This is a genomic window from Kribbella sp. NPDC050281 (assembly GCF_040655855.1).
Lineage (GTDB): Bacteria > Actinomycetota > Actinomycetes > Propionibacteriales > Kribbellaceae > Kribbella.
This window is the reverse complement of the sequence record NZ_JBFAKS010000027.1, coordinates 14,809-33,410: the sequence shown is the minus strand read 5'-3', so window position 1 is coordinate 33,410 and position 18,602 is coordinate 14,809. Positions and strand designations below refer to the sequence as shown.

Below are 18,602 nucleotides of genomic sequence, written 5' to 3'. Positions count from 1 at the left end.
ATCTCAGTTCGACGCCAGCGCGTTGTTCAGCGTGACGACATTGACGTACGGCTCACCCAGGAAGCCCAGGGCGCGGCCCTTGGTGTTCTCCTTGACCAGTTGCTGGACCTTGGCGACATCCAGGCCACGCTCCCGCGCGACCCGGTTGACCTGCAGAGCGGCGTACGCCGGGCTGATCGCCGGGTCCAGGCCGCTGCCACTGGCCGTCACCGCGTCCGGCGGGACCTGGGACTCCTGGACACCCTCCAGCGCCGCGACCGTCTTGCGCCGTTCCTCGACCATCGCCAGCAGGTCGGAGTTGTTCGGTCCGAGTTGCGAGGCCGAACTCCCCTTCCCGTCGTAGTCGACCGCGGACGGCCGGGTCTGGAACCACTTCGGGTCCGCGACCATGATCGCGTTGCCGTCGGCGTCCTTCTTCCCACTGTCCTGCGTGTACGCCTGGCCGATCAGGTCCGAGGCGGTGTCCTTGCCTGCGACCTGAACGATCGAACCGTTCGCGTTGCCGTGGAACACCACCTGGGACACACCGGTCATCACCAAGGGGTACGCGAGACCGAGCAGCACCGTGAAGAACAGCAGTGCCCTCAGTGCGACCCCGAACTGCCGGACCGAGCCGGGCAGATTGCTTGCCATGAACAACTACCTCTCAACGCAGACCGGGGATCAGCGAGATCACCAGGTCCAGGAGTTTGATACCGATGAACGGGCTGATCAGGCCGCCGACGCCGTACACCAGCAGGTTGCGCCGCAGCATCGCCGAGGCCGACGACGGCTTGTAGCGGACGCCACGCAGGGCCAGCGGGACCAGCGCCACGATGACGAGCGCGTTGAACACGACGGCGGACACGATCGCCGACTCCGGCGAGTGCAGGCCCATGATGTTCAGCTTGTCCAGCCCCGGGTACGCCGCCGCGAACAGCGCGGGCAGGATGGCGAAGTACTTCGCCACGTCGTTGGCGATCGAGAACGTGGTCAGCGAGCCGCGGGTGATCAGCAACTGCTTGCCGATCTCGACGATCTCGATCAGCTTGGTCGGGTTGGAGTCGAGGTCGACCATGTTGCCGGCCTCCTTGGCCGCCGACGTCCCGCTGTTCATCGCCACGCCGACGTCGGCCTGGGCGAGCGCGGGGGCGTCGTTGGTCCCGTCACCGGTCATCGCGACCAGCCGGCCACCCTCCTGCTCCTTCTTGATCAGCGCCATCTTGTCCTCGGGCGTCGCCTCGGCCAGGAAGTCGTCGACCCCGGCCTCCTCGGCGATCGCCTTCGCGGTCAACTGGTTGTCACCAGTGATCATCACGGTCCGGATGCCCATCGCGCGCATCTGGTCGAACCGCTCCCGCATGCCTTCCTTGACCACGTCCTTGAGGTGGATGACCCCGAGCGCCCGGGCTGTCCCGTTCACGCTCTCGGCGACGACCAGCGGCGTACCGCCGGACGCGGAGATGCCGTCGACGATGTCGCCCAGCTTCGGGTCGGCGGTGCCGCCGTGGGTGTGGATCCAGGCGTTCACCGCACCGGCCGCACCCTTGCGAACCTGCCGGCCGTCCACGTCCACACCACTCATCCGCGTCTGCGCGGTGAACTCGACGAAGGTTGCGTGCGGCAACTCTCCGGTGTGCCGCTCGCGCAGTCCGTAGCCGGTCTTCGCCAGTACGACGATCGACCGTCCTTCCGGCGTCTCGTCGGCGAGGCTGGACAGCTGGGCCGCATCGGCCAGCTCGGTGTCGGTCACGCCCTGGACCGGGATGAACTCCGACGCCTGCCGGTTGCCCAGCGTGATGGTGCCGGTCTTGTCCAGCAGCAGCGTGTTCACGTCACCCGCGGCCTCGACCGCGCGGCCCGACATCGCCAGCACGTTGCGCTGCACCAGCCGGTCCATGCCGGCGATACCGATCGCCGACAGCAGTGCGCCGATCGTGGTCGGGATCAGACAGACCAGCAGCGCCACCAGGATGACGATGCTCAGATCCGTGTGCGCGTACGCCGCGAACGTCGGCAGCGTGACCGTGGCGACCAGGAACACGATCGTCAGGCTCGCCAGCAGGATGTTCAGGGCGATCTCGTTCGGCGTCTTCTGCCGCGACGCGCCCTCGACCAGCGCGATCATCCGGTCGATGAAGCTCTCACCGGGCTTGGTGGTGATCTTCACGACGATCCGGTCCGACAGCACCTTCGTGCCGCCGGTGACCGCACTGCGGTCACCACCGGATTCGCGGATGACTGGCGCCGACTCACCGGTGATCGCCGATTCGTCGACGCTTGCCACACCCTCGACGACGTCGCCGTCGCCGGGGATGATCTGACCGGCCTCGACGACGACCAGGTCGCCGAGCTGGAGCTGGGTCGCGGGGACCTGCTCCTCGCGGTCGCCGAGCAGCCGACGTGCGGTGGTCTCGGTCTTGGCCCGGCGCAGCGTCTCGGCCTGGGCCTTGCCCCGGCCCTCGGCGACGGCCTCCGCGAGGTTGGCGAAGATCACGGTCAGCCAGAGCCACACCACGACCCACCAGACGAACACGCTCGAGTCGGTGAAGGCGAAGATCGTCGATGCGACCGCACCCACCTCGACCACGAACATCACCGGGTTCTTCACCATCACCCGCGGGTCGAGCTTGCGCAGCGCGTCCGGCAGGGATGTCAACAGCATCTTCGGGTCGAACAGACCCGACGCCGCCTTCTTCTCCACCTTCCCGGTGTCGTTCTTGGCACCCGGGGAAGGGGTCTTCACTAGCGTGGTCACAGTCCCTCCGCGAGGGGTCCGAGAGTAAGAGCGGGGAAATACGTCAGGCCGGTCACGATCAGGACGGTGCCGACGAGCAGCGTCACGAACAGGGCCTTGTGGGTGGGCAGCGTGCCCTGGGTCACCGGCACCGGCTGCTGCTGGGCGAGCGATCCGGCCAGCGCCAGCGCGAACACGATCGGGACGAACCGGCCGAGCAGCATCACCAGCCCGAGGGCGGTGTTGTAGAACGGGATGTTCGCGCTGAGACCGCCGAACGCGCTGCCGTTGTTGTTACCGGCCGACGTGAATGCGTACAGCACTTCGGAGAAGCCGTGTGGACTGTCGGTGTTGAAGATCGAGGCCCGCGCCACCGCCAGCCCCATCGCCAGGGAAGCACCGACGAGTACGACGGTCGGAGTCGTCAGGATGTACAGCGAGACCAGCTTCATCTCGCGCGCGGTGATCTTCTTCTTCAGGTACTCCGGCGTCCGGCCGACCATCAGTCCGGCGACGAACACCGCCAGCACGGCGAGGATCAGCATGCCGTAGAGGCCGGTGCCAGTGCCGCCTGGGGTGACTTCGCCCACCATCATGTGGAACAGCGCCGTACCGCCGCCGAGCGGGGTGAACGAGTCGTGCGCCGAGTTGACCGCACCGGTCGACGTACCGGTGGTCGTGGTGGCGAAGAGTGCGGAGGCCCATTCGCCGAAGCGGGTCTCCTTGCCCTCCATCGCGGCACCCGCGGCCTGGGTCGCCGTACCGGCGCCCTGGTTCTCGAAGAAGGTCGCCGAGAAGGTGAAGGCGGCCCAGAGCGTGGCCATCACGCCGAGGATCGCGTAGCCCTGCCGCTTGTCCTTGATCATCAGGCCGAAGGTCCGGGTCAGGGCAACCGGGATGACGAGTTCGAGGAAGATCTCGAACAGGTTCGACAGGCCGTTCGGGTTCTCGAACGGGTGCGCGGAGTTGGCGTTGTAGAAGCCGCCGCCGTTCGTGCCCAGCTCCTTGATGATCTCCTGGCTGGCCACCGGACCGCCGGGGATGGTCTGGGTCTGGCCGACCACCGAGGTCACCTCGTGGCCGCCGGAGAAGTTCTGCACGACGCCCATCGCGACCAGGACCAGGGTGCCCAGGATGGCGATCGGCAGCAGGACCCGCAGCGTGGTCCGGGTCAGGTCGACCCAGAAGTTGCCGAGCCGGTCGGTCTTGGCCCGCGCGAAGCCGCGGATCAGCGCGACCGCGACGGTGATGCCGACGGCCGCGGACAGGAAGTTCTGCACCGCGAGGCCGGCGAACTGGACCAGGTGGCCCATCGTCACCTCGGGCGAGTACGACTGCCAGTTCGTGTTCGCGACGAACGACGCCGCCGTGTTGAACGCCAGTCCCGACTCGACGTTCGGCAGGCCGAGCGACAGCGGCAGATGGCTCTGCAGGCGCTGCATGAGGTACAGCAGGATCAGGCTGAGCGCGGAGAACGCGATCAGGGACCGGGCGTAGACGCCCCAGGTCTGATCGGCCTTCGAGTCGACGCCGAAGATCTTGTACGTCGCCCGCTCGATCCGCAGGTCCTTGTCGGACGAGTAGACCCGGGCCATGTAGCCACCCAGCGGCCGGTAGACAGCCGCCAGGCACAGGATGAGGAAGCCGACCTGCAACAGGCCGGCCGCAGTGTCGGACATCAGAACCTCTCGGGGAAGATCAGGGCGGCGACCAGGTAGAGGACCAGGGCCGCGGCGACCACCAGGCCGGCGATGTTCTCGGCGCTCACAGCTTCTCCACTCCACGCAGCGCGTACCAGATGGCCGCGAAGACGACGACGGTGACGGCGAGATAGATGACGTCAGACATGACGGCGCCGCCTCACAGCTAAAGTGCTCATGAAGCCACTGGACACCGCTCGTTGCCTGCTCAGGAGTGTTCTCGCAGGCCTCTCACACCCGCTCTCACAGCTCTCACAGGCTTCTCACAGGAACGTAGTGCGGACCGGACTTCGCCCGTGGCCGTTCTGTCCGCATACTTACGCCTGGCAATCCCAGATCCGGGCACAGCCCCACGCACAGACAAGGGAAGAACAGCACGTGACTGAAGTCGACATCACCGCCCCCGCAGAGCAGTTCTTCTCCGCGCAGACCCGGGAGGCGCTGGCCGAGGCGAGCCGCCGGCTGGCCGAGCGCCTCCAGGCCCACACCGACGCCCTGCTCGCGATGACCGGCGCCGAGGAGCAGTCCGCGCTCTACGAGCAGAACGCCGCCCTCGAGGAACTCGTCGAGGGCTGGAACGACGCGGTCTTCGAGCACACCGGTACGGCGCCGCTGCTGCTGGAGGACGCGGTCGACGACGAGGACGACGACGAGGCCGAGCAGGATCAGGTGATCAGCGTGGTGTCGCGGTTCGACCTGCGCGTGGTCGACCTGGACGCGCTGCTCGACGCCGGCCGGGCGGCGCAGGAACGGCACCCGGCCGAACTGGACGACGGCGGCGAGGACGAGCCGGTGGACTCGGCCGAGCAGGCGATCTACGAGATCAGCCGCGAGGTCGGCGAGGCCTGGTTCGAGCTCCCCGGCATCGAGATGGTCGCCGGCGCCCGCGCGTACGTCGTACCCGAGCTCCCGTTCGAGCCCTTGGACGCCGACGCCGAGGACGTCGTCACCGAACTGATCGCCCCCAACGGCGTAGCCACCCACGCCGAAACCTGGGCCTAGCCGAGCAGTTCCTGTCTGACGGTCCGCGGGACCGTCAGACAGGACTAGGCCATCGCGATCGCGTCGATCTCGAGGAGCCAGTTCTCGGAGTAGATGTCGCAGATGATCACGGTCAGCGCGGGTGCGTGCTGACCGAGGACCTCTTCGCGGATCTTCGAGTTGAGTGCCCGGAACTGCCGGTCGGACAGGTAGGTCGTCACCTTCACCAGGTTCAGCACTCCCATGCCCGCCTCGGCCAGGACCGAGAGCACGTTGCGCCAGACCATCCGGCACTGCGCCTCGAAACTCTCCGGCACTCGGCCGTGCTCGTTGCCCCACGGCACCTGACCGCTGACGAACACCGTCCGCTCGGCCCCACCGACGACCACGCCATGCGTGTAGTTCCCCGTCGCCGGCGGCAGGATCGCCGGGTTCAACTGCTGGATCGCAAGCTCCGCCACAGTTTCCTTCCCCCTCCCACGTTGCTGCTTGCCCATGTCTACCCTGCGCCGGATTGAACCGCCTAGCCCATCGGCCCGTATCGATGGTGTTCCGCACCTCAACCGACAGGAAAGTGACATGTCGCTTCGCCCGAAGGGCCGTCCACTCGCTGTTGCGACCGCGTTCATCGGTGGTCTCGCGCTGGTCGCCCCGGCGACCGCCAGTGCGCACCAAGACCACCACGAATCCTCGGGGCATCTCGCCGTACAGCAGGTGAACCTCGCCTCCGACCTCCCCGGCAAGGCGGTGTTGACCGACCCGGACCTGGTCAACCCGTGGGGCCTCTCACTCGGCGCGACGACGCCGCTGTGGGTGTCCAACCAGGGGACGTCGAGCTCCACGCTCTACTCGTCCGCGCCGGGCTCGACCACGATCACCAAGGTGCCCACCGTCCGGGTGACGGTGCCGCTGCCGACCGGCCAGGTCTCGAACCCGGGCACCGGCTTCGTCCTCAGCAACGGGACCGTCAGCGCTCCGGCCCGGTTCATGTTCGCGACCCTGACCGGCCAGATCGCCGCCTGGGGCCCGCCGGTCAGCCCGACGATCGGTGCGGCGCAGATCGTCGCCACCACCCCGGGCGCCGCCTACACCGGGCTGGCCGTCGCGACGGCAAGCACCGGTGACCAGCTGTACGCCGCCAACTTCGCGCAGGGCCGGATCGACGTGTTCGACAACGCCTTCAACCCGGTCAAGTTGCCGTGGTGGGCGTTCCGTGACCGCTCGCTGCCGAAGGGTTACGCGCCCTTCAACGTGCAGACGCTGAACGGGAAGATCTTCGTCACCTACGCCAAGCCCGACCCGACGACCGGCCGCAGCGTCCCCGGCCGCGGGCTCGGCTTCGTCGACCAGTACACGGTGGATGGCAAGTTCGTCAGTCGCGTCGCCTCCCGCGACTCGCTGAACGCGCCGTGGGGCCTCGCGCTGGCTCCGGCCGCCTGGGGTCAGCCGGCCGGCACGCTTCTGGTCGGCAACTTCGGCGACGGCCGCATCAACATCCTGCAGCCGAAGTCGCACGGTCGCTACGAGTCCGACGGGCAGGTCCGCACCCCCGCCGGCAAGACGCTCGCGATCGACGGTCTCTGGGCTCTGCTCCAGGGCACCGCGACCACCGGCGGCACCGACGCCCTCTGGTTCTCCGCGGGTCTCGACCAGGAGACCCACGGCCTGATCGGCGTACTCCGCAAGCCGTAGTCCACCTGGTGTCCGGGGAGATCGGGGCCTCCCCGGACACTCAGGGTTCTCAGACGCCCTCTCAGGTCTTGAGCGACTTCTCGAACCAGTGATGGGCGTACGGCTCCGCGTTGAACGCGGACACCTCCTGATAGCCCGACGCGCGATACAGACCGATCGCCTCGGTCAGTGACCGATTGGTCTCCAGCCGTACGACGTTCGCGCCGCGGGCGACTGCCTCGCGTTCGAGCTCGGTGAGCAGCCGGCGTCCGAGCCCCAGACCGCGGGCATCGCGGGAAACCCACATCCGCTTGATCTCCGCGGGCTCCTCGCTGTGCAGCTTCAACGCACCGCAGCCGATCGGCTCCGCATGCAGCGTCGCGACCAGCAGCAGACCGGCCGGCAGTGTCAGCTCGGCGTCCTGCGCCGAAATGCTGCGCGCGTGGTCGAACCCGTTGTCGAACCGCTCGCCCAACTCGTCGAAGTACGAGCGCAGGCACAGCTGTGCCTCCGGCCGCCGCGGATCGACGATGCCGACGTCGACCATCGACGCGGTCAGCAGCCGTGACACATCGTCCATCGCGGCGACGAGCCGATCGCGCTGGCGCTCACTCAACGGCGCCAGGATCGACCCGGCCAACTCGTCGGACCGCCGGTCCAGCAGCCGCCGCTCCTTCGCACCCGTCCTGGTCAGCCGTGCGATCCGCACCCGCGCGTCCGCACCGCTCTGCTCGACCCGGACCAGCCCGTCCTCCTCGAGCGACCGCAGCAACCGGCTCAGGTACCCCGAGTCGAGGCCGAGCCGCGTCCGCAGCGCCCGTACGTCGCACCCGTCCGCGCCGATCTCCCACAACACCCGGGCCTGCCCGAGCGGACGGTCCCGGGAGAGGTAGGCGTCGTTGAGCGCGCCGACGCGCTCGGTGACGATCCGGTTGAACCTTCTGACCGCGCCGATCTCCATTCTCTGACTTTAGTCAGAGAACGTGATCTCAGTCGAGCGGCCTGAGTTCGTCGGCGTAGGAGACGGAGATGCGGCGGAGTACGCCGTCCTTGACCGAGTACTGCCCCATGCGCCACAGCGGCGGGCTGTACGCGTGGACGGTGACGCTGCCCTTGTCCAGGCCGGTGAGGCGATGGATGTGGTCCGGGCCGAAGCCGTAGACGTCGCCGGCCGTCACCTCGGTCTCGACCGAGTCGGTGCCGATCGCGAGGTTGTGCTCGACCAACGTGCCCTTCGCCACCGCGACCGCGCCGGACGAGACGTCGTGATCGTGCCAACCGGTGTCGTTGACCGGCGTCCAGCAGATCAGCCAGACGTCGACGTTCGCGTCCCGATGAAGGGAGGCGAACACGCGCTCCTCGTCGCTGTAGGCGACCTTGTCCTCCCACAGGTGCGGCTGCGCGGCCACCGACGCGGCCAGCTCGGACAACTCTGCGGCATCCAGGTCGCGGCCCGGAAGGTTGTCCAGCGACAGACAGTTGTTGAGATCCACTAGCCGGCTGGGCTGGCGCGCCGGGACGTTCGGAACGTCGGTGATCGGCTGAGCAGTCACTGCACTCCCCTCTCAGGAGATGGTTGCCCGCCCCCGGGGTTGACGCCGTACAGGAGCCGGTGTGGGTTGGCGTGGCGGATCACCGCGGTCGCGGCGTCGCCTTGGCGGAGGTCGGTGATCCCGGCGTACGGCCGGTCGGTGCCGTGCACGACCTGGTCGATGCCGAGGACCCGCGCGACCGCGTCGATCCCCTGCGGGCCGTAGCTCGAGGTGTCGACGTACAGGTTGGGGTCGATGGTGCCGAGCCGGCCACCGCGGGCGGCCAGCCGTTCGTGGTGCACGGGGGCGAGTCCGGCCGCGGCCACGAAGCACAACCGCAACCGCGGGTGCTGGTGGCGGCCGCCGTACGCGTGCCAGGCCCACCATGCGGCCTGGAGTTGACCGGCGTAGTCGACGACGGGCGCCCACCACCCGGGCACCTCGCAGTCGGTCCGGGCCGTGCCCGGGTGGACCAGGATCGGCTTGTCCGACCGCTCGGCGACAGCGAGCAACTCGCCGACCTCGGCCCACCCGGCCGGTGTCGCGAGTACATGCGCCGGCAACTGCAGTCCGAGGAAACCGTCGGCCAGCAGTACGCCGAGGCCGTCGACGTCAGGCTTGATCAGACTCACCGAAGCCCAAGCCCTGAAGGGCTCCGGCAGCGCGGCCGCACCCGCATGCCAGGCGTCGAGCAGCGCGTTGTCGCGGAGCTGCTCGATGCCGAGCGGGCTCGACAGCGACACCGCCGCAAGCGTCGTATCCGTGTCCCGCTCGAGGGCGACCCGCTTGTCCACCGCATGCGCGGCCGGATCGACCTCGTACGGCGCTTCGGTCGCGGTGTGCAGCGTCCAGCCGTCGAGGTACGGCGGCTCGGAGCGGGCCCGGAGGCGGTCGACGAACTCGGCCGGCCAGAGGTGCTGATGAACGTCGATCATCGGCTTCCCCTCCCGGCGGTTTGATCAGATTGAAGCGCTTCAGGACTCTTAGAGTGAAGCGCTTCAATACGACACTTGTCAAGTTTCTGTCCGCCGGGCGGTCTAGGGTGCTGATCATGTCCGGAACCGGCCGCAGGCCAACCCTCAAGGACATCGCCGCGGAGACGGGCCTGTCGATGGCGGCCGTGTCCTACGCGCTGCGCGGCCTGCACGGCACTCCCGAGACCAGGCAGCGGGTCCAGGACGCCGCCGATCGACTCGGCTACCAGGCCGACCCGGTGGCGCGGGCGCTCGCGTCCGGCCGGAGCGGTTCGATCGGCGTACTGTGCGCGTCGCTCGAGGACCTGTGGCAGCAGCGGCTCGCCGCCGCGCTCGGCCGGGAGCTGCTCGCCCCGGACCGGAACGCCTGGATCATCGACTCCGCCGGCGACGCGGATCGCCAGCTGGAGCTCGCCCAGCACCTGGTCGACCACCGCGCTGACGCGATCGTGGTGATCCCGATCAACCCGGCCGCGAAGGGTTGGGCCGCGATCGCGCAGCAGGCGCCGGTGATCGCGATCGGCGACGCACTGCCCGGCGCGAAGGCGAAGTCCGAGGTCGTGTTCGACAACGAGACCGGCGTCAGCATCGCGCTCGGCCGGCTGGCGGGGGCCGGCCACCGACGGGTCGCGGTCCTCAGCCCGACCCGCCGGTTCGAGGTCGAGCGGCCGGCCGAGGAGATCGCTCAGCGCATCGGCGTGGACCTCAAACTGAAGGTCCGCATCCTGCAGTGCCCACACGACTTGGCCGGCGCGACCGAGGTCGCCCGCGAGCTGCTCACCAGCAGCAACCGACCGACCGGCATCCTCGCGCTCGCGGACTCGATGGCTTTCGGTGTGTACGCCGCCAGCCGCGAGCTCGGCCTCCGCGTCCCGGAGGACCTGTCCCTGCTCGGGTACGACGACCAGCCGATGTCGCAGCTGCTCACACCGCCACTGTCCACGTTCCACTGGCCGCTCGACGAGCTGGTCGCGGACGTCGTCGCCCGCGTCACTTCCGCGGTCGACACCAACCGCCGGGTCCGTCGTACGACTGTGGCCCCGACCCTGATCGAGCGCGGCTCGGTCGCCGCGCCGCCCACCTGAGCGGCGCGACGACCTGCCGGCTGCGATCTCCACGCGCTCGAAACTAGACTAATTCACTGCACTTACTGTTCATCGTCCACGATGTGGGAAGGCAGCGGCATGCGGCCGTAGTTCCTCGGTTGCGGCCCAGACGCGCTGCGCCAGGTCTTCGTCGTACGAGATCGCCGACGACCGCACCGACCGGAACCGGTCGTAGTACCCGGTCGGCGCCTCGGGGCCGACGGCCAACCGCACGACCGGCTCGGCACCGCGCCGCGCGGACAGGGCGAAGGCCTGCACGGCCGCGACCTGCAGCCGGGGGAACTGCCGCCCGAGATCCGTCCGAACCACACCCGGATGTACGGCGACCACACTCAAGTCCGGTCGGCGGCGCTGCAACTCATGCGTGAACAGGAGATTGGCCAACTTCGTCCTGCTGTAGGTGAGGAACGGATCGAACTCCGCCGGCCCGTCCGCCAGCCGCCGCGGATCGATCCGGACCGCGCCACCGCGCATCGGCGACCGATGCCCCTCGGAGTTCACGTTGACGATCCGGCCACCCGACGCAAGCAGCGGCAGCAGCAGCGCGGTCGTCGACCACGGCGCCAGGTGATGGACGGCGAGGTTCAGTTCGATGCCCTCGGCACTGACCTGACGAGTAGGCGTCATCACCCCGGCGTTGTTCACCAGTACGTCGATCCGCTCGGTTTCGGCCGTGATCGCCGCAGCCGCCTGTTCGACGCCGGCCCGCACCGACATGTCCGCCGTGACGACAGTTGCCTGCGGCAATCGCCTGGCCAGATCGGTGGCGCGAGCCGGGTCGCGCCCGACCAGGAACAGCCGATGACCACCAGCCGACAACTGCTCGGCTGCTCGCCGCCCCAGCCCCGAGGTGGCCCCGACCAGGACGACGACGCTCACGCCTTGATCCCCTTCAATCCAAGGGCATTGCTCAGCGCTCGCTCCCTCAGTCCGACCGGCAACCTGGTGAGGATCGCCGCCAGCGTGCGTGCGTCACCGACCGTGTAGCGACGCTTGGGCCGCCGCGCCTCGACGGCGCGCACGATGACCTCGGCAACCTTCTCGGCCGGACCGGGCTTGAAGCGAGCGCTCGCCTTCTCATAGGCGGCCAGATGGGCGCCGTACAGCGCCACCCGGTCGCCGTCCGTCCGCTCCAGCGCCTCCTGGGCGGCGGCCCCCGCCTTGGTGAAGATCGCGGATTCCGTTGATCCCGGCTCGACCACCACGACCGGGATGTTCCACGCGGCAAGCTCGAGTCGGAGTGCGTTCGAGAGTGCCTCCAGTCCTGCCTTGCTGGCCGACAGCGCACCGAGCAGCGGCATCGCGACCCGGCCGGTCGGCGCACTCACGTTGATGATCCGGCCCGCTCCGGCGCGGACCAACGGCAGGAACTCGCGAACGACGGAAGCTGGGCCGAGCGTGTTCACCGCGAACTGCCGTCGCCATTCGTCGGCCGGCACCAGCTCGATCGGTCCCTGCACGATCACTCCGGCGTTGTTGATCACCGCCCGCAGGCCGCCGACCTCCCCGGCCACCTGCTTGGCCGCGGCCGCGACGCTCTCCGGATCCGCCACATCCAGCGTGACCTCCCGGACTCCCTCACCGAACCCGGCCCGCCCGCGCACCCCGGCGTACACGGTGAAGCCGCGGCGACGGAGCAGCTCGACCGTCGCTGCTCCGATGCCGCCGGTCGAGCCGGTGATGAGTACTGCACGACTGTCAGACATTCCCACTCCCTCACGATCAATTGGCCCCCAGGACATGTCCCTAGGGACATATGGGAGCATGCACATGTCCCCGGGGACATGTCAAGATGTTCCGACGAGATCGAAGGAGGCGCGCCATGTCGCTGCGGCACGGGCTGCTCGGGCTGCTCGCCGAGGGGCCGGCCAGTGGGTACGACCTGGCCCGTCGGTTCACCGAGGTCCTGGGCTCGATCTGGCCGGCACAGCACCCGAAGATCTACGCCGAGCTCGGCAAGCTCGCTGGCGAAGGCCTGGTCGAGGTCGAGAGCGAGGGACCGCGCCGGCGGAAGGCGTACCGGATCACCGACGCCGGGCTGGCGGAGGTCAAGCGCTGGCTGACCGAGGTCGAGATCGACCACACCATGCGGTTGCAGCCGTTGCTCAGGTCACTGTTCTTCTGGCTGATGGACGCCGACGACCTGCAACGTCACCTCGAGTCCGAGGCACGGTTCTACTCCGAACTGGCCGAGCAGTACCGCCAGTACGCGGCGGCCAAGGACCGCGGCGACTTCGGCTACAGCCCGCAGACCCAGTCGATGCGCGTCACCGTCGAAGCCGGCATCCGCCTGTACTCCGCTCTGGCCGAATGGGCCGAATGGGCCCAGACGGTCCCGCCCGCGAAGCCGTCGAAGGACCACTGAGAACGCCGGAAGGCCGGCCGAGCGGGATGCTCGACCGGCCTTCGCGGGGTGATGCGGGTTACTTCGTACCGAAGACCTGGAGCTCGGTCATGTCGGTGAACTGGCAACCGCTGAAGGCGCCGTCCGGGCAGTTCGTGGCGAAGTCCGGGACCTGCGGGCTGAGCATCCAGAACCGCACGTACTGAACTCCGGTCGCGTTGCCGCTCGGGGTGAGCAGGTTGTACTTCGCCCGGTTTGCCGCGGTGAAGGTCCCCTCCTGGGCGGTCGCCCAGGTGGTGCCGTCGACCGAGGTCTCGATCCGGTACTGACCGGTCGAGGCGCTGCCCGCGTCACCACAGGTGTTCGACGGGTCGACGTTGAAGCCGGTGATGTTCACCGCGGCAGGCAACTTGATGTCGACGTGCTTCGGCACCATCACGTTCGTGGGCGTGCCGTTGTCGTCACCGGTGGTGCTGCCCCAGCCGGTGCCCTGCGCGTTGTCGATCGCGTACGCCGGGCCACAGTCGGGGGTGAAGTCCGGACCGTTGAAGTCGACCACCGAACCGCCGCCAGAGGAAGCGGCCCAGTTGCGGCGCGGTGCGAAGTTCGCCTTCGAGCCACTCTTGGAGACCGTTGCCGACTGCACCAGCAGTTCGTAGCCCGGAGCGGACATGACGACCTTCGGGTAGGTCCCCGGCGCGACACCGGTGATCTTGTACTCGCCCTTCGAGTTGGTCGAGGCGGCGTAGTCGCCGGCGTAGCCGGAGGAGTGACCGCCGACGTAGACCAGCGCGCCGGCCACCGGAGCACCGGTGTCCTTGTCCAGAACCGTGCCGCTGAGCGTCGTGGTCGCGCCCGTCGGCGGCTTGTGGAAGTCCTCCGCCGGGAACGAGTCGCCGCCGTCGATGACGCCGGCGTACCAGCCCATGCCACGGTTGGCGAAGACGGTCCAGATCGTGTCGGCGTTCTTGCCGCCGCTCGCGACCAGGTCGGCCTGCACGATCGCGTTGCGCATGTCGAGCATCGTCGGGTCGGCCGGCGACAGCTCCATCGCCCGGGTGATCAGGCTGACCGCGTAGCTACGGCCGAAGCGCTCGCGCAGGTCCCACAGCGTCTGGGCCCAGACCTCGCCGGAGGCGTGCACCTCGGGCGTACCGCCGATGGTCGGGAAGTCGCCGTAGGTGTAGCCACCCTTCGAACCGTCCGGCTGGATGCAGTTCGGGCTGACCGCCTTCACGCGGCAGTCGATCGCCTGGGTGCGGAACAGTTCACCGGCCGCGACGTACTTGCCCTCGAGGACCTCACCGGGAGCGGTGGTGTCCTTCTCCAGACCGTGCGAGACCAGGTAGTCCATCGCGTAGAAGTCGCTCCACGCCTCGCCCATCGAGCCGGCCTGGATGCTGTTCAGCGTCGAGTTGCCGGTGGCGTCGACGACCAGGCGGTTGGACAGACCGTGGGTGTACTCGTGGTACAGCACGCTCGCGTCGTTCGCACCGCTGGCCGGCACGAACGGGTCCTGCGCGTCCGTCGTCCCCGGGAAGTGCCACAGGTACATCTGCATGGTCGGCGAGATGCCGTCCGGCGGGGTCGACATGTTCGCGTTGTCGATGTGGTTCGCGTCGGGTCCGCCGTTGGCAGCGGTCGCGGCGCCGTCCAGCGCGTTCAGGTGAACCGGGTCGCCGCCCGCGGTGTCGAACGAACCGGCCGCCGGGGTGAAGCTGATCGGCGGCTTGGCCAGCCAGTCGTGGAAGTTGCTGGCCAGGTAGAACGCGTTGGTGACGTCCTGGTTCATGTTCGTCTTCCAGGAGTCCGGCTTGGCCGGATCCCAGGTGCAGACGAACGACGTCGAGCAGAACGAGGAGGCGGTGGTCTGGAACGGCACCAGCTTGTACTCGGCGCCCGTCTTGGTGCCCGGCACCTTGACCGTCTCACCGGCGTTCGGCTGGTTGTCGTCGTTCACGTCCGCGAAGGCGGCCACCGACGTACCGTCGAGCAGCGTCTTCGCGTTCTTCGGCAGCCACTTGTTGAAGATCAGGTTCTCGACCCGCTGCGTGCCGCCCTTCGCGGCGCCCGGGTAGTTGTCCTGCACCAGCGCGTCGCCGTTGCCCTCGCTGACCAGGTCCTTGCGGTAGAGCAGGGCGCCGGTCTGGGCGTCGATGACGTGGCTGTAGATCTTCATGCCGCCGGCGTTGACGTAGGTCAGCCAGCCCTTGCGCAGCCCGTCGGCGGTGTGGAACCACACCTGCTTGGCGGTGTCGCCGTTGCTCCAGGTGGTCGCCGTACCGGCGGACTTCGCGGTCGCGGACTTCGCCGTACCGCCCATGTCCTCGGCGGCGGCGGTACGGGCCGCGGCGGCGGACACCTTCGGCGCGGCCGCGGCGGACCGGGCCTGAGCCTGGCTGGCCAGTCCGGCGACCGGCGCACCCATCAGCGAGATCAGCTGGCCGTTCTTGGTGACATTGGCCTTCAGGCCGTTGCCGAACACCTCGACACCGTCGACCGTCTGGATCCACGAGATGTGGTGGGTACCGAGGTCGTCGACGTAGTCCTTGCGCAACTTGAGCGTGCCCAGGTCCGCGGCGGAGAGCTTGAAGACCTCGGGGTGCGCCTTCACGTAGCCGAGCGCGACGTCGGTCGCCTTCTTCGCGCTCTTGCCGGTCAGGAAGCCGTTCAGCTTGGAGACCTGGGCCGGGGTCCCGGTGTTCGGGTCCAACTCGACGACACCCTGGGCGCCGAGCGAGTTGCGGAACTTCTCCGACGCCGCCGACTCCTGACCCGCGACCTTGGCGGAGCGGGTGGCGGTGGTCTTGGCGTTCGGCGTCCGGGCGTCGTAGTTGCCCTTCCGTTCCTTGCCCTTGGTGTTCTCGGACTGGGCGGCCTTGCCCTTGCCCTCAGTGGGGCCGGCCGTCTGCGCGGCTGTGGCGCCGCCAGCGGCGGTCACGGCCAGCACAGTGGCGGCGGAGACCGCGGTGACTGCCAAGAGCCCCCGCCGTCTGCGTGATGTGGTCACAAAACGCTCCATCAAAAGTGTCTGCGCGGGTCGCCCTCCACGATCCGTCCGCGCCTGACCTTAAGCCTGGCGGACAGTCCGGGGAAGAGATTTCACCGGATTCGCGTGGAGACGAGGGTTGTCCTTCGTGCACGGAACAGTACTAGGAGCGACAGTGAAATCGTCGCACCCAGCCAGCAACCGGTTGCGATGAGTGTCGCACCACCGGGATGGGCGATCGATTCGCCGCGTTCGGCCTGCCAGGTGACCAGCCAGATCAGGCCGGCGTACGACGCCGCAGCGACCGTGACGAGGACGGTGCGGGCACCCTCCGGACGCAGCGCCGGGAAGCGGCGGGCAAGCAGAACGAGGCCCAGGGCAACCAACGGGATCGCCTGCAGTGCGTGCACACCGAGGAAGTGCCCGATCCTCAGATCGCCACCCTGCGTGCTCCATCCGGTGATCGGCAACCCAGGGCCGCCGTCTTCGACGCCGACGCCGTGCGAACCGAGGTGCAGCTGCTGACCGGCCGCGGCCGCTTCGCGTTCCTGTGAGGGGGTGACGCGGAACATCAGATTGCCGAGCAGCATGCCGGCCAGCGTCGTACCGAGGGCGAGCCGGATGCTCCAGCGCAACGCCCGGTCGCCGGGCTTGTCGAACAAGAGCTGGATCGCGATCACCAGGACGGCAGCCCAGACCAGATAGATCGTGCTCGCCATGATGTTGTGGATCAACTGGTCGGCCGGTGTCGACACGTTGAAGTGCAGTTGCCGGCCGCGGACCACGACCTGCCCGATGATGAGGACCATCTCGGCCGCGACGCCGATGGCAACGATCGTGCCCATCCACCAGCCGAGCCGCCGGGCACGCTTCTGCAGGGTCAGCATCCAGGCCAGCGTGCCGCAGTACAGCGCCAGGCTGATCGCGAACTTCAGCGGCTTCATCCAGATCGGGTGACCGAGCAGGATCCGGTCGTCGAACAGCGCGCCGCCGATCGTGACCGGGACCAGCGCGGCGAGTGCGATCGCGACCCAGAGCAACGGCCGATGCAAGCGGGCCGGTCTGTCCGGAAGCGTGGGTACGGCGTTCTGCCGGGCGGTGAGGATCGTCATACATCGATCCTCGGCAGCAGCCGGCGTGAGATCAGGAGCGTCAGCCCCACTGCGGGGGTGGACCTGAGCCCACCCCCGCCCGGTCGATCAGAAGGCCCCGGCGCCGTTCGGCGTACCGAGACCGGTCGGGCCGTCCCAGCCGGCGCGAGCGTTGCACCACTGGGTCGTCGGGCAGCTGCCGTTGCTGCCGCTGGTCACGTCGAACAGCGAGCCCGGGTGGGCGTACGGCAGCGCGTTCGCGTAACCGCTCGTGGTACCGGACAACGCGTAGACCGCGGCGATGATCGGGGCGGCCTCACTCGTGCCACCGAACTGCGCCCACGTCGACGCCGTCTTGCTGGTCGGGTAGTAGATCGCCATCCCGCCCTTGCCCGGGTCGGCGGCCGCGGACACGTCCGCCATCGCCCGCTTCGAGCAGCCGGTGCCGAACGACGCAGCGGCACTCAGCGCGGTGTTGTACGACGAGCAGCCCGAACCGGCGCCTGCCCACACGGTCTCGCTCCAGCCCCGCGAGTTGCTTGCGGCAACAAGCGACGTACCGCCGACGGCCGTCGTGTACGACGACGAGGCCGGGTAGCTGCCGCCCTGGTACCCGTCGTCACCGGTGGATGCGGTGACCGCGATGCCCGGGTGGTTGTAGTACTGACCGTAGCTGGCGTCGGAGGCGTCGCCACCGCCGTAGCTGTTGGAGATGGCAACGACTCCGGCCTGCTTGGAGGCGGTGACGACCGCGGCGCCGAGATCGGCGAAGCTCGCGGACTTGGCCTGGACGACGACGATCTTGGCGTCCGGAGCGGCGGCCGAGACCGCGTCGACGTCGAGCGCCTGCTCACCGGCCCAGCCCGCGTTGAACCTGGGCAGCGAGGTGCCGCCGGTCTGGTCGATGATCCGCAGGCACCCGCTGGCCGTCGTACACGCTGACAGGCCGAACTGGGACCGGTAGACGCCGAGGTCGCGTTCCAGGTTCGGGTAGCCGTAGGCGTCCACGATCGCGACCGTGCGGCCGCCGGCACTCAGGCCGTTGAGCTTGTACGCGTCGCGCAGACCGGACGGAGTGAGTCCGGTCGCCGGAGGCGCCGTGGAGGTCGGTGCGACGCCTGCGGCGTCGACCAGTTTGATCGCGTGGCAGCTTGCGGTGTGCTTGGCGTTGGTGGCCGAGCAGACCTTGGCGGCGTGCTTTCCGACGGTGTACGGGGTGGTGGGGGCCGCGAAGGCCCCTTGTGCTGTCAGCCCTGCGACGGCCAATGCGCCGGCCCCCAGGGCGGATACGAGAATCCGTTGCCTCAACAGAACTCCTCGAGCTGGGCAGGCCTCCGCCCGTGATCCCGTTCGGCGGGGGCGGAGGCCGGCGTGGGTGGGTTCAGGAATCGTCCGCCCGGGCAACGATCGCGGGCCAGCGATCGGACCCACGACAAATGTCATGGGTTCAACCGTGGAGAACGGGGTTTTCCTTGTCCTGACGGGAAGTTCCGCGGCC

17 protein-coding genes are annotated in these 18,602 nt (G+C 68.6%); 4 read left to right on the top strand and 13 right to left on the bottom strand.

Annotation, left to right across the window (positions count from 1 at the left end; all coding sequences use genetic code 11):
- Positions 1-3 precede the first annotated feature (3 nt).
- Genes kdpC through kdpF form a run of 4 tightly spaced genes read right to left on the bottom strand, consistent with a single transcriptional unit; the run spans position 4 to position 4,484 of the window.
- Positions 4-633, bottom strand: a complete 630-nt coding sequence (kdpC, locus tag AB0I34_RS26840) for a K(+)-transporting ATPase subunit C (protein ID WP_360449977.1) — start codon at positions 631-633, stop codon at positions 4-6.
- A 13-nt stretch (positions 634-646) separates the two neighbouring features.
- Positions 647-2,683, bottom strand: a complete 2,037-nt coding sequence (gene kdpB / locus AB0I34_RS26835) for a potassium-transporting ATPase subunit KdpB (protein WP_360450217.1) — start codon at positions 2,681-2,683, stop codon at positions 647-649.
- A gap of 50 nt (positions 2,684-2,733) precedes the next feature.
- A complete protein-coding gene (gene kdpA / locus AB0I34_RS26830; RefSeq protein ID WP_360449974.1) occupies positions 2,734-4,395 on the bottom strand; it encodes a potassium-transporting ATPase subunit KdpA in 1,662 nt (553 codons plus the stop codon).
- A complete protein-coding gene (gene kdpF, locus AB0I34_RS26825) occupies positions 4,395-4,484 on the bottom strand; it encodes a K(+)-transporting ATPase subunit F (RefSeq protein WP_130442715.1) in 90 nt (29 codons plus the stop codon). Before kdpF ends, kdpA begins: the two co-directional genes overlap by 1 nt.
- Positions 4,485-4,794: 310 nt before the next feature.
- On the opposite strand from kdpF, the gene AB0I34_RS26820 reads away from it, so the two are divergent.
- Positions 4,795-5,418, top strand: a complete 624-nt coding sequence (locus AB0I34_RS26820; RefSeq protein ID WP_360449971.1) for a hypothetical protein — start codon at positions 4,795-4,797, stop codon at positions 5,416-5,418.
- 44 nt (positions 5,419-5,462) lie between these two features.
- Here the strand turns inward: AB0I34_RS26820 and AB0I34_RS26815 are convergent, their stop codons facing one another.
- Positions 5,463-5,858: a RidA family protein gene (locus AB0I34_RS26815; RefSeq protein WP_238164468.1), complete on the bottom strand. Its 396-nt coding sequence runs from the start codon at positions 5,856-5,858 to the stop codon at positions 5,463-5,465.
- Positions 5,859-5,976: 118 nt separating this feature from the next.
- Between AB0I34_RS26815 and AB0I34_RS26810 the strand changes: the two genes are divergently transcribed.
- Entirely contained in the window at positions 5,977-7,089 is a 1,113-nt protein-coding gene (locus tag AB0I34_RS26810) for a TIGR03118 family protein (protein WP_360449968.1), read from the top strand.
- 61 nt (positions 7,090-7,150) lie between these two features.
- Here AB0I34_RS26810 and AB0I34_RS26805 read toward each other — a convergent pair whose 3' ends face one another.
- The 3 genes from AB0I34_RS26805 to AB0I34_RS26795 are packed head-to-tail and all read right to left on the bottom strand — an operon-like array spanning position 7,151 to position 9,535.
- Positions 7,151-8,029, bottom strand: a complete 879-nt coding sequence (locus AB0I34_RS26805) for a MarR family winged helix-turn-helix transcriptional regulator (protein ID WP_360449966.1) — start codon at positions 8,027-8,029, stop codon at positions 7,151-7,153.
- A 28-nt stretch (positions 8,030-8,057) separates the two neighbouring features.
- Complete coding sequence (locus AB0I34_RS26800; protein WP_360449964.1) at positions 8,058-8,621, bottom strand: cysteine dioxygenase family protein; 564 nt, start codon at positions 8,619-8,621, stop codon at positions 8,058-8,060.
- Positions 8,618-9,535, bottom strand: coding sequence for an amidohydrolase family protein (locus AB0I34_RS26795; protein WP_360449961.1), 918 nt, complete (start codon positions 9,533-9,535; stop codon positions 8,618-8,620). The genes AB0I34_RS26800 and AB0I34_RS26795 overlap by 4 nt, the downstream gene beginning before the upstream one ends.
- Before the next feature lie 116 nt (positions 9,536-9,651).
- Between AB0I34_RS26795 and AB0I34_RS26790 the strand changes: the two genes are divergently transcribed.
- The gene (locus AB0I34_RS26790; RefSeq protein ID WP_360449958.1) at positions 9,652-10,659 is read left to right on the top strand and encodes a LacI family DNA-binding transcriptional regulator; all 1,008 of its coding nucleotides are present in this window, start codon (positions 9,652-9,654) and stop codon (positions 10,657-10,659) included.
- 69 nt (positions 10,660-10,728) lie between these two features.
- On the opposite strand, the gene AB0I34_RS26785 is transcribed toward AB0I34_RS26790, so the two are convergent.
- Together AB0I34_RS26785 and AB0I34_RS26780 are read right to left on the bottom strand one after the other, a co-directional pair.
- Positions 10,729-11,559, bottom strand: a complete 831-nt coding sequence (locus AB0I34_RS26785; RefSeq protein ID WP_360449956.1) for an SDR family NAD(P)-dependent oxidoreductase — start codon at positions 11,557-11,559, stop codon at positions 10,729-10,731.
- Positions 11,556-12,386: an SDR family NAD(P)-dependent oxidoreductase gene (locus AB0I34_RS26780; protein ID WP_360449954.1), complete on the bottom strand. Its 831-nt coding sequence runs from the start codon at positions 12,384-12,386 to the stop codon at positions 11,556-11,558. The genes AB0I34_RS26785 and AB0I34_RS26780 overlap by 4 nt, the downstream gene beginning before the upstream one ends.
- 116 nt (positions 12,387-12,502) lie before the next feature.
- On the opposite strand from AB0I34_RS26780, the gene AB0I34_RS26775 reads away from it, so the two are divergent.
- Entirely contained in the window at positions 12,503-13,045 is a 543-nt protein-coding gene (locus tag AB0I34_RS26775) for a helix-turn-helix transcriptional regulator (protein ID WP_360449951.1), read from the top strand.
- A 58-nt stretch (positions 13,046-13,103) separates the two neighbouring features.
- On the opposite strand, the gene AB0I34_RS26770 is transcribed toward AB0I34_RS26775, so the two are convergent.
- The 3 genes from AB0I34_RS26770 to AB0I34_RS26760 all read right to left on the bottom strand — a co-directional run bounded on the left by AB0I34_RS26770 (position 13,104) and on the right by AB0I34_RS26760 (position 18,412).
- The gene (locus AB0I34_RS26770; RefSeq protein ID WP_360449948.1) at positions 13,104-15,965 is read right to left on the bottom strand and encodes a M36 family metallopeptidase; all 2,862 of its coding nucleotides are present in this window, start codon (positions 15,963-15,965) and stop codon (positions 13,104-13,106) included.
- 161 nt (positions 15,966-16,126) lie between these two features.
- Positions 16,127-17,125, bottom strand: a complete 999-nt coding sequence (locus AB0I34_RS26765) for a hypothetical protein (protein WP_360449945.1) — start codon at positions 17,123-17,125, stop codon at positions 16,127-16,129.
- Positions 17,126-17,212: 87 nt separating this feature from the next.
- Positions 17,213-18,412 (bottom strand): hypothetical protein, encoded by a 1,200-nt coding sequence (locus AB0I34_RS26760; protein ID WP_360449942.1) that lies wholly within the window; start codon positions 18,410-18,412, stop codon positions 17,213-17,215.
- Positions 18,413-18,602: the final 190 nt, after the last annotated feature.